The following is a 12,114-nucleotide window of genomic DNA, read 5'->3' on the forward strand; positions in this document are numbered from 1 at the left end:
TAAAATCACTTTTTTATTTGTACTAACGACATTCTCACCGTATAATGAAGTTTAAGTGGTTGCTGTTCGGAACAATTTAGGAGGAAATAAAGTGACAAAAACAAAAAATGAACTAATCCGTGTCATTCCATTAGGTGGAGTTGGCGAAATCGGAAAATCAATGTATGTAATAGAAATCGATGAAGAGCTATTCGTAGTAGACAGTGGGCTCATGTTCCCAGAGGACGAAATGCTGGGCATAGATATTGTAATTCCAGATATTACTTATTTAGAGGAAAACAAAGATCGCGTAAAAGGCATTTTCCTTACGCACGGACATGAAGATGCAATTGGATCGATTGCGTATGTATTGAAAAAGGTAAAGGCACCTGTGTACGGGTCTAAATTAACAATTGCACTGGCAAAAGAGCATTTAAAAGAATTGCCGGCACCATATCAGGTGAAATTCTTTGAAGTAACGAGCAATAGCCGTATGAACTTTAATTCAACGTATGTGACATTCTTCCATACGACACATAGTATTCCTGATTCTTTAGGTATTGTGTTCCATACTTCCGAAGGGGCAATCGTTCATACTGGTGAATTTAAATTTGACCAATCGGCAACAGGCAAGTTTAAGCCGGATTTAGCGAAAATGGCGATGCTTGGAGAAGAAGGCGTCTTTATGCTTTTATCGGAGTCTATTGAAGCAGAACGCCCAGGCTATACAACAAGTGAAGCGGTTGTTGCAGAAGAATTGCAAAAAACGTTCCACTCGGCACCAGGCAGAATTATAGTAGCACTATATGCTTCCAATTTCATTCGTATTCAGCAGGTATTTAAACAAGCTGCTTCATCGCACCGAAAAGTTGCAGTAGTAGGGAAATCTTTGGAGAAAATTGTCGATATCGGGGTTAACTTAGGATATTTGGAAGTGGACGATGAAATCATTGTGCCAGTAAATGAAATCCATAAATATCAGGACGATGAAATCATTGTGATGGCAACAGGCAATAAAGGCGAGCCACTTGATGCACTTGATAAAATTGTCCGTAAACATCACCGAGATATTAAAATAAAAAATACAGATACAGTATTAATTACATTCACACCTTCACCAAGCATGGAAGTGCAGATGTACAATACAATGAACCAGCTTGCAAAAGCGGGCGCAAACGTCATGACTTCAAATAAGAAAGTACATGTATCGGGTCACGGTAGTGCAGAAGATTTAAAATTAATGCTTAACTTTATGAAGCCTAAATACTTTGTGCCAATTCAAGGAGAGTACCGTATGCTAATTGCGCACTCTAAGCTGGCGCAACAAGTAGGTTTACAAAAGTCACAAATTTTCATCGCGGATAAAGGCGATATTATCGAATACAAAAACGGTAAAATGCGCATGACAGGCCGTGTACAAGCCGGAAATGTTCTGATTGACGGAATTGGAGTAGGCGATGTAGGAAATATCGTACTACGTGATCGTAAGTTACTTTCTCAAGATGGAATTTTTATTGTCGTTGTGACACTGAACCGTGCACAGAAGAAAATTGCATCAGGTCCGGAAATTTTATCACGTGGATTTGTTTATGTGCGTGAGTCAGAGCAGTTAATGGAAGAAGCGGCTGACATGGCACGTGAAGTAATTGAAAAATACGTTGGCAAAGAAACGTTTGAATGGACGAATATTAAACAGGAAATACGAGATACATTAAATCAATACTTATTCCAAAAAACAAAGCGTCGTCCGATGATCATTCCAATTATTATGGAATATTAATCAATTCAATTACACAATGGCGTAATTGCGTCAGTTTGTTTGAAGGCAGTGCAAGCTGCTGAATGAAGATAAAAAGGGTTTTCTTACTATTTGCGTGAGAAAACCCTTTTTCTAACTTAATTTTAATTCATCATTCAATTACCACCATTAATGGAAATGAAGGTTTCCAGGGTATACGATGAATTTGCTAAGGGAAAAATGATACAGAAGCCAAATAGCATACTTTTGGCGTTTACAATTAGGAACAACTTGAAGTAGGTGACAACGATTGGAAAGAAAGAAAAATAATAAATCAAAAGCAAAAGCAAAGCCATCTTTAAAAGCAAAAAGTAAACAGGAACTCCATCCACTCGCATATGAAATTATCGGTGTCCTGTTGATTGCCATTGCCATTATAGAGTTTTTTGAATTTGGTTTGGTTGGTAGATGGCTCCATTCATTAGCGTTGTTTTTCTTTGGGAATTTGCATTTCATTATTCCGTTACTGTGTTTTTTAGTGGCGGGGATGTTAATGGTAAAACGACGTGGAGTTGCTTTTACAAGCCGTGTTGTTTACGGAGTGCTTTTTGTTGGGGCAAGCTTAACAGTTTTCAGCCATAGCTTGTTATTTGAACAATTACTTGCCACAAACACGTTACTATCAAATTCGGTATTAAAGGAAACTTGGAGAATACTAATCAGCATGGATGGTATCGCTAACCGCAGTAACTCTCTTGGTGGCGGAATGATTGGTGGACTTTTGTTCAGTATGTTTCATGTACTGTTTGATGCATCAGGGGCAAAAATTGCCGCATTCGTATTATTGACAATCGGAGTTATTTTAATTACCGGTAAAGCAATCGTCCCGTTTCTACTGGAAAAAGCACCAGTTATTAAGGGCTCATTGAAAAGAAAGAAACGAAGCACACTAAATAAAGCAAATGCCGAAAGCAAAAAGAAAGTTCGACGATCTAAAATCGAGCCACCTATGGAAGAAGACGCCGCAGATTTGGAAGAACTGATTATTTCAACCGCACCAATCCGACAGGAGCCAATTATTTCGAATTTTGTTGAACAAGTGAAACAAGAGAAGCATAAAGACATTGATGTGGAAGAAGTGCAAATAAGTGAGCCAATTATTAATGTGACAGCTGATTCGGATCAAACATATACGCTGCCGTCGCTTCAGCTATTAAATGCGCCGCCTGAACACGACCAAAGTGGAGAATACTCGGTAATTCAAATGAACGCTAAAAAGCTGGAACAAACTTTTTTAAGCTTCGGTGTAAAAGCAAAAGTTACGCAAGTCCATTTAGGACCGGCAGTAACAAAATATGAGGTTTTGCCAGATACAGGCGTGAAAGTAAGTAAAATAGTTGGTCTGCAGGATGATTTAGCACTCGCGCTAGCTGCAAAGGATATTCGGATTGAAGCGCCGATACCCGGAAAGTCTGCCATTGGGATAGAAGTTCCAAACAGTGAAGTTGCTATGGTCACGTTACGTGAAGTAATTGAAGCAAACGAACAAGTAAAAGTAGGCTCAAAGTTGTTCGTTAGTTTAGGCCGGGATGTCACAGGTCAATCCATTTCCGCTGAATTGAATAAAATGCCACATTTACTCGTTGCTGGTTCTACAGGTAGTGGTAAAAGTGTATGTATTAATGGCATTATTATATCGGTGTTAATGCGTGCTAAGCCAAGCGAAGTGAAAATGATGATGATTGATCCAAAAATGGTAGAGCTCAGTGTGTACAATGGGATTCCACATTTATTGGCCCCTGTTGTAACTGATGCAAGAAAAGCTGCCCAAGCATTGCAAAAAGTAGTTTCGGAAATGGAACGCCGCTATGATTTATTTTCGCACTCGGGTACAAGAAATATCGAAGGCTATAATGATTTCATTGAGATGAACAATGAAGGGTTATCTGAAAAACAGCCAAAACTTCCATATATAGTCGTTATCGTGGATGAGTTGGCAGACTTAATGATGGTCGCTTCTAGTGAAGTAGAAGACGCAATTACAAGGCTTGCACAAATGGCCCGAGCTGCAGGTATCCATCTTATCATTGCTACACAACGACCGTCTGTAGATGTTATTACCGGAATAATAAAAGCCAATATTCCATCGCGAATTGCATTTGCCGTATCTTCCGCAGTTGATTCACGGACGATTTTGGATATGGGTGGTGCTGAACGTTTACTTGGACGCGGGGATATGCTGTATCTACCAGCAGGTGCATCGAAGCCAGTACGTGTTCAAGGTGCTTTTGTAAGTGATCAGGAAGTGGAAAAAGTAATCGGAAGTGTCATCCAGCAGCAAAAAGCACAATACGAGGAAGCAATGATTCCTACGGATGAACCGATAATAGATGCAATGGATGAAACCGATGAATTGTATGATGATGCAGTTCAACTTGTAATGGAAATGCAAACCGCTTCTGTTTCTTTATTGCAGCGAAGATTTAGAATTGGGTATTCACGGGCAGCCAGAATTGTTGATCAAATGGAACAGCGCGGTGTCGTAGGACCACCAGAAGGAAGCAAACCACGACAAGTTTTAAAGTATTAGAAAGCCCATTATAACGGACTATTCCAACATTTCTGAATATATTATTTTCTATAAGTTTTTAAATAAATTCGCTAAAATTTCACAATAACATAACACATTTAAAGAAATATGTTTTCTTTTTACGTTGAAAGTGTTATATTATTCACGAATTAGTAGGAATGTTGTACATCAGATGTCTGATCTCTATGTTATGGTGGTGATACTAAATGACTATTAAAGCGGATCATCGTCATCTATACTTACAAGTTATTGATCGTTTAAAATCAGATATAGATAAAGGGATTTATTGTGAAAACGAAAAATTACCTTCTGAATTTGAACTTTCAAAAACACTCGGAGTAAGTCGTGCAACGCTTCGTGAAGCACTTCGACTGTTAGAAGAAGAAAATATCATAGTCCGTCGTCATGGAGTAGGAACATTTGTAAATCCAAAGCCGGTATTTTCATCAGGCATTGAGCAATTATCGAGTGTATCATCTATGATAGAAAACGCTGGGATGAAGCCTGGCGCAATTTTTATTAGTGCAAAGGAAGAAACGGCTACGGAAGATGATGTGGAACGCTTCCAAACGGACATTGATGACAATGTTATCACGATTGAACGTGTAAGGACGGCAGACAATGAGCCAGTAGTCTACTGCGTAGACAAAGTACCGGCAAGTTTACTGCCAAAAGAATTTATAAGTGATCAAAACGTTTCAATATTTTCGGCATTAGAGCAAACTGGTGCCATCCGTGTTGCATATGCGGTGACCTATATTGATCCTGTAGGCTTCCATGATGAAGTATCACCGATATTAAAATGTGGCCCGGAAACATCTTTACTTGTATTGAAACAGCTACACTATGACGAAAGTGATCGTGTAGTGCTTTATTCAAAAAATTATTTCAGAGCTGACAAATTTAGTTTCCATGTAGTACGAAAACGGGTGTAGAACAATAATTTCTATTATTTAATTCCTGCTAATATCAATTACCTTTGAGGGGGACTCATTAATGAAAAAGCGTAAATTTGGTTTATTAATTTCATCTGTAGTAGCAACTGGAGCAATCTTGGCTGCATGTGGTACCGACGAAGAAAAAACGGATTCAAAAGACACTTCAAACAACAACACTGGTTCTGAAACAAACACAGGTTCTGACGATGATTTTTCTATCGCAATGGTAACTGATGTTGGTGGCGTTGATGATAAATCATTCAACCAATCAGCTTGGGAAGGTGTTCAACAGTTCGGTGCTGACAACGGCTTAACTAAAGGTGACGGTGGTTTCGATTACTTACAATCACAATCAGATGCTGACTACAACACAAACTTAAACAACTTATTACGCCGTGACTTCGATTTAGTATTCGGTGTTGGTTATATGATGGCTGACGCAATTGGAGAAATCGCAAATGATAACCCAAATGCAATGTTAGCATTAATCGACTCTGCTGATGTTACTGCATCAAACATTGCAAATATCCTTTTCAAAGAGCAAGAAGGAGCATTCTTGGCTGGTGTTGTTGCTGCTTCAATGTCTGAGTCTGGTAAAATCGGTTTCGTTGGTGGCGTAGATATTCCAGTAATTAACCGCTTCCACGCTGGTTTCGTAGAAGGTGCAGAAGCAGTTAACCCGGATATCGAAATTCAAGTGAACTATACAGGTGCATTTGATGATGCTTCTAAAGGTAAAATCGCTGCAAACTCTATGTTCTCTTCAGGTGTAGATATTATTTTCCACGCTGCTGGTGGTACAGGTAACGGTGTATTCTCAGAAGCAAAAGAACGTAAAGCAAAAGACAAAGATGCTAACGTATGGGTAATCGGTGTTGACGCTGACCAATACGCAGAAGGACAAGTAGATGATTCAACAAACATCACTTTAACTTCTATGTTAAAAGGTGTTAACTCTGCTGTAATTGATATCGCAACTAAAGCGAAAAATGGTGAGTTCCCAGGTGGTACAACAACTGTTTACGGTTTAGCTGAAGATGGTGTTGGCTTAGCAGATTCTCGTGGCGCAATTCCACAAGAGGTAATGGATAAAGTAGAAGAATATAAAGAAAAAATCGCTTCAGGCGAAATTACAGTTTCTGAAGAAAAACCAAAACAATAATATAAACTTTTACGGAGTAATCATCATGGGGGGTTTATTCCCCCATGATGATTTTCTACTGTATACAATAATTTATTTAAATATTCTGCAAAGTGTAATCTCTATTACCAGAAATTTCATAATTGCAGAAATTGTGAAAATGTAAGCGTTCTATTTCAATATAATATTGAAAAGGATATAATTGTTAATGCGTCGAATGGTATAATTGGAATAAAAGATTGGAATAAAAGTTAATAGATGAAAGATTTTGTAAAAAATCTTTCATGTGTTAATTTCAAAAAAATTTTTTAAATATAAATAAGCCTAAGGGAGTGAGTCTTGTGGAATACGTGATTGAAATGCTAGGAATCCGGAAAGAATTCGGGAATTTCGTAGCGAACAATAATATCACCCTCCAATTAAAAAAAGGCGAAATTCATGCACTACTCGGTGAAAATGGTGCAGGTAAGTCGACTTTAATGAATGTGCTTTTCGGTCTTTATCAACCCGAAGCAGGTGAAATAAAAGTACGTGGGGAATCGGTAAAAATTACTGATCCAAACAAAGCAAATGATTTAGGAATCGGAATGGTTCATCAACACTTTATGCTTGTTGAAAACTTTACGGTAACGGAAAATATTATTCTAGGTAGTGAGCCTACAAAACTAGGAGCTATTAATATTAAAGATGCGGCAAAAGATATTGCAGCATTATCAAAGAAATATAATTTAGATGTTGATCCATACGCAAAGATTGAGGATATTTCTGTAGGAATGCAGCAGCGTGTAGAAATTTTAAAAACTTTATACCGCGGTGCAGAAATCCTGATTTTTGATGAGCCTACAGCTTCATTAACACCACAGGAAATTACGGAATTGATAGCCATCTTAAAGCTTCTGATTAAAGAAGGTAAATCGATTATTATTATTACTCATAAATTAAAAGAAATTATGGAAGTATCTGACCGTGTAACGATTATCCGTAAAGGTGAAGGGATTGGAACAGTTGTTACTGCTGAAACGAACCCGGATCAACTTGCTGAATTAATGGTTGGCCGTCAAGTAGAGTTCAAAACAGAAAAAGGGGAAGCTCATCCTACAGAAGAGATTCTTAATATAGAAAATCTAATCGTAGCCGATTACCGTAATATTGATAAAGTAAAAGGTCTGAACTTATCGGTGCGTCGAGGTGAAATTGTCGGTATTGCCGGTATTGACGGGAATGGTCAATCGGAATTGATCGAAGCGATTACAGGATTACGTAAAATTAAAAGTGGTAAAGTCACTTTAAACGGCAAAGATATTACCGGTTTAAAGCCGCGTGATATTACAGAAACAGGTCTAGGGCATATACCTCAAGACCGCCATAAGCACGGACTAGTATTGGACTTTCCGATTGGGCATAATATCGCACTTCAAACGTACTACAAGTCGCCAATTTCTAAAGGCTTCATCATGGACTACCGAAAAATTAACGAAAAAGCTCGTCAAGTAATTGAAGAGTTTGATGTTCGTACAGGTCAAGGTGAAATGACTCCTGCCCGTGCACTTTCAGGTGGTAACCAACAAAAAGCAATTATTGGTCGCGAAGTGGATCGGGATCCTGATCTTCTAATTGCTGCACTTCCTACACGAGGACTGGATGTAGGGGCTATTGAATTTATTCACTCACGCTTAATTGAACAGCGTGATAAAGGGAAAGCCGTATTACTAATTTCCTTTGAATTGGACGAAGTAATGAACGTTTCTGACCGTATTGCGGTAATTTATGACGGAACGATTGTCGATAATGTATATCCGAAAGAAACTTCGGAACAGGAACTTGGCTTATTAATGGCCGGTGAAAAGCGTAAGGCAAAAGCCATCAAGGAGGGGAACGAATAATGTCAAATCGCGTTGTGAATATACTCGTTCCATTAATCTCAGTAGTTTTAGGTTTACTAGTTGGTGGTATTATCATGGTTGTCAGTGGATATGACGCCATTGACGGGTATATTGCTTTATGGAATGGTATTTTTGGAGATGCCTATTCAATTGGTAATACAATTCGCCAAATTACACCATATATTTTATCAGGTCTTGCAGTAGCGTTTGCATTCCGTACAGGTCTATTTAACATCGGAGTAGAGGGCCAGTTGCTAATGGGTTGGCTTGCTGCTGCATATGTAGGTTATGCAATCGAAGGGTTACCAAGAATTATCCACTTGCCATTGGCATTACTTGCAGCAGCGGCAGCAGGTGCTTTCTGGGCATTTATCGTAGGTTTCCTAAAAGCAAAACTTCATGTACACGAAGTAATTGCTTCAATTATGTTAAACTACACAGCATTATACTTAACGAATGCTGCAATTAAATCATTATCGGACGGTAGCTTTAAAACACCGACAGTTTTAGAGTCTGCTACATTACGTAATCAGTGGCTACGTGAAATTACTGATAACTCAAGTTTGCACTTAGGAATCTTTGTCGCCATTTTAATGGTCGTAGTTATGTGGTTTATTTTAGAAAAAACAACTCGTGGTTATGAGTTGAAATCAGTTGGTTTCAATAAAAATGCTGCCGAATATGCAGGTATGAATGTAAACCGCAATATAATTCTAGCTATGACAATTTCAGGTGTATTTGCAGGTTTAGGTGGTGCAATGGAAGCGTTGGGTACATATCAAAACGCATCGATTAAAGCTGCTGCATCAGGAATTGGATTCGACGGGATTGCCGTTGCATTACTTGGTGCAAACAATCCAATCGGGGTATTCTTCGGTGCCTCTTTATTCGGTTCCCTAAAATACGGCGCTTTAAACATGCCAAACGCAGCTGGGATTCCAGAAGAAATTGTATCAATCATTATCGCAGTTATTATTTTATTCGTAGCATCAGGCTATATTCTGCGTGTCGCATTAGAGAAATTTGGAAAGAAAAAGGAGGGCAAGTAACATGAGCTTTTTAGAAGTGTTATACTTTATCGTCCCTTCCGCTCTTTTATACGCAACACCGCTTATTTTAACAGGTATCGGGGCTCTATTCTCGGAGCGTGCTGGGGTAATTGGTCTTGGTGTTGAAGGGTTAATGATTGTCGGTGCATTTACTGGTATTTATATAAACTTAGAATACTATGCTGACTTTGGGAAAAATGTTATTTGGCTGGCTTTATTGGCTGCATTGTTAGCAGGAGCAGTGTTCTCGTTAATTATTGCGGTTGCTGCTGTAACGTTCCGTGCAGACCAAACTGTTACGGGTGTAGCAGTAAATATGCTTGCGGCAGCGATTACAGTATTCTTAGTAAAATTAATTTACGGTAAAGGTCAAACGGATATGGTTTCTGCACCATTACAACGTTTTGAAATACCATATTTATCAGATATACCGTTTTTAGGTCCGCTATTGTTCCAAAATGTCTATTCTACAACAATAATTGCATTGATTGTTGCTGTAGGAGCATGGTTTGTTCTTTACAAAATGCCATTTGGTTTACGTATCCGTTCAGTTGGAGAACATCCAATGGCAGCAGATACAATGGGGATTAACGTAGCAAAAATGCGTTATATCGGCGTTATGATTTCCGGAGCATTAGCAGGTGTTGGTGGTGCGTCATTAGCAATGACATCATCTGGTGATTTCTCTGGTTCTACAGTAGCAGGACAAGGGTTCATTGCCATTGCAGCAATGATCTTCGGTAAATGGCATCCACTAGGTACATTAGGTGCAGCGCTGTTCTTCGGATTAGCACAAACGTTAAGTATCGGTGGAGGTAACATTCCTTTCGTTCAGGATATTCCATCCGTTATTCTGCAAGTTTTACCGTATGTGTTGACGATTTTAGCGTTGGCAGGATTCATCGGTAAAGCAGTTGCTCCGAAAGCTTCAGGGGTTCCTTATATTAAAGGGAAACGATAAATTTTAAAAACTGTCTGTACAAAGTATCTTTTGTGCAGACAGTTTTTTTGTGTCGATTAAGTGGATAGCGCGGATTTTATTAGCAAATTATATGAGTAATTAGATAAATCTAATCAACGAACCTTGACTCAAATTAACTAATTAGCTCAAACCTTATATCAAAACTTAGTTGTGCGGAGTGGAGGGGCAGACTCCTTGGGGATTAAGCATGCGCGGAAAATCCAGGTTGCTCCTGCGGTTACTAGTCGCAAAGCTTTATTCAAAGCTTTGGAGCCATGCCCTCAGGGTAAAAGGAACGAATGCTAAGAGCGTCACATCGTGTGACAACGCATTCGTGACCAACATCGTGTTGGCTTCCCGGAACGCAGTACAACGAACGTATTAAGAAAAGCAGAAAGTGTAAAGAAATCAATTTTTTAAATTTAAAACAGCAAATACTTTTTGTTCATATTTGTCACGTTTTAGGGAACACTTAGTACGTATAATAACTTTGCACAAATGAAGGTAACACATGTATAGTAGAGAAGAAGCAATTTTATCCATATTCAAGAGGTAGTCAGGAGGAGTTTTTTTGTTTTTAAAGACAGAAATTGCGAAAGGTGTTTCGCTTCATATACGACAAACCGCTCAATTTAAGACGGTTAACTTTTCGATCAAGTGGAGAGCGCCATTAAATGAAGAAACAGCGGCAGAGCGTACTGTATTATCGAATGTACTGCAGCACAGTAACGAGAAATTTCCAACAGCGGCTAGTTACCGTAGCTATTTAGATGACCTTTTTGGGACGGTATTGTATTTTGATACGACAAAGCGCGGTCAAGAGCATACTGTACTATTAAATGTCGAAACGGTTAATGACCAGTACTTATCGCATGGCAATGTACTAAATGAAGTAATTAGCCTTATTCAGGAAGCCATCTTTAAACCGAATTTTGAAAACGGAGTATTTAAAGAGGCCATTGTAAAACGTGAAAAAGAAATGGTCATCCAACGTATCCAATCGATTTTTGATGACAAATCGCGCTATGCACAAAAACGTTTAACAGAAATTATGCGTCCTAATAGCGCAGCGTCTATTTCTGCGAACGGAACAATTGAAACGGTAAAAGCAATTACACCACAATCACTTACAAAAACATATGAAGAGATGATCGCAAATGATGTGATTGATATTTATGTTGTAGGTGATATTAATGTTCAAGAAATGACTGAGCAGTTAAAAGCAGCATTCCCATTTGCTGACCGTAATGTACCACAATCGACAAAAGAAAATTCCACTTCGACAAAAGTTGAGCCATATACAAAAGAAACACAGGAAATGAAGCAAGGAAAGCTGCATATCGGCTACTCGACACCTGTACGTTTTGGAGACGAAGATTTCCCGAAAATGCAAATTTTCAACGGGATTTTTGGCGGCTACGCACATTCAAAATTATTTATGAATGTGCGTGAAAAAGAAAGCTTAGCTTATTATGCTTCAAGCTCTTATGCTTCACACTACGGATTATTATTTGTCGTTTCAGGCATTGAACCGGCAAATGAAGAAAAGGCGCGCAAATTAATTGACGAACAATTAAAAGTGATGCAGAACGGTGAAATTTCTGATTTAGAATTGGCGCAAACGAAGGCAATGCTCATTAACCAGTTAAAAGAAGCATTAGATTCGCCACGTGGGCAAATTGAAATTTTTGACCAATATAAAACTTTAGACGAACCGTTTACATTAGATACGTGGACATTGCGCTGGCAATCTGTCACAAAAGAAGATGTGCAGAAAATGGCGCAGCAAATCGAATTGCAAGCAACGTATTTCTTATGCGGTAAGGGGGAGTAAT

The 12,114-nt window shown here is 38.6% G+C and carries 8 protein-coding genes; all 8 read left to right on the forward strand.

From position 1 onward, the window contains the following. The first annotated feature begins 91 nt into the window (after positions 1 to 91). The 8 genes from H9632_RS01940 to yfmF all read left to right on the forward strand — a co-directional run bounded on the left by H9632_RS01940 (position 92) and on the right by yfmF (position 12,113). Positions 92 to 1,759, forward strand: a complete 1,668-nt coding sequence (locus H9632_RS01940) for a ribonuclease J (RefSeq protein ID WP_191702431.1) — start codon at positions 92 to 94, stop codon at positions 1,757 to 1,759. Between the two features lie 268 nt (positions 1,760 to 2,027). After that, positions 2,028 to 4,307, forward strand: coding sequence for a DNA translocase FtsK (locus tag H9632_RS01945; protein ID WP_191702432.1), 2,280 nt, complete (start codon positions 2,028 to 2,030; stop codon positions 4,305 to 4,307). A 206-nt stretch (positions 4,308 to 4,513) separates the two neighbouring features. Beyond that, entirely contained in the window at positions 4,514 to 5,242 is a 729-nt protein-coding gene (locus H9632_RS01950) for a GntR family transcriptional regulator (protein ID WP_191702433.1), read from the forward strand. A gap of 61 nt (positions 5,243 to 5,303) precedes the next feature. Further along, positions 5,304 to 6,407, forward strand: coding sequence for a BMP family lipoprotein (locus H9632_RS01955; RefSeq protein WP_191702434.1), 1,104 nt, complete (start codon positions 5,304 to 5,306; stop codon positions 6,405 to 6,407). A gap of 320 nt (positions 6,408 to 6,727) precedes the next feature. After that, positions 6,728 to 8,269, forward strand: coding sequence for an ABC transporter ATP-binding protein (locus tag H9632_RS01960; RefSeq protein WP_191702435.1), 1,542 nt, complete (start codon positions 6,728 to 6,730; stop codon positions 8,267 to 8,269). Continuing rightward, the gene (locus tag H9632_RS01965; protein WP_191702436.1) at positions 8,269 to 9,318 is read left to right on the forward strand and encodes an ABC transporter permease; all 1,050 of its coding nucleotides are present in this window, start codon (positions 8,269 to 8,271) and stop codon (positions 9,316 to 9,318) included. Before H9632_RS01960 ends, H9632_RS01965 begins: the two co-directional genes overlap by 1 nt. A gap of 1 nt (position 9,319) precedes the next feature. Further along, a complete protein-coding gene (locus H9632_RS01970) occupies positions 9,320 to 10,279 on the forward strand; it encodes an ABC transporter permease (protein WP_191702437.1) in 960 nt (319 codons plus the stop codon). A 571-nt stretch (positions 10,280 to 10,850) separates the two neighbouring features. Continuing rightward, a complete protein-coding gene (gene yfmF / locus H9632_RS01975; protein ID WP_191702438.1) occupies positions 10,851 to 12,113 on the forward strand; it encodes an EF-P 5-aminopentanol modification-associated protein YfmF in 1,263 nt (420 codons plus the stop codon). The last annotated feature ends 1 nt before the right edge of the window (position 12,114 follow it).

It is taken from the genome of Solibacillus merdavium (genome assembly GCF_014836935.1).
GTDB classification, from domain to species: Bacteria; Bacillota; Bacilli; order Bacillales_A; family Planococcaceae; genus Solibacillus; species Solibacillus ferritrahens.

What these genes read in the sequence shown, in the direction of transcription:
- H9632_RS01950 (WP_191702433.1), top strand. Translation starts at nt 4,514, where the DNA reads ATGACTATTAAAGCGGATCATCGTCATCTATACTTACAAGTTATTGAT.
- H9632_RS01955 (WP_191702434.1), top strand. Translation starts at nt 5,304, where the DNA reads ATGAAAAAGCGTAAATTTGGTTTATTAATTTCATCTGTAGTAGCAACT.
- H9632_RS01965 (WP_191702436.1), top strand. Translation starts at nt 8,269, where the DNA reads ATGTCAAATCGCGTTGTGAATATACTCGTTCCATTAATCTCAGTAGTT.
- H9632_RS01970 (WP_191702437.1), top strand. Translation starts at nt 9,320, where the DNA reads ATGAGCTTTTTAGAAGTGTTATACTTTATCGTCCCTTCCGCTCTTTTA.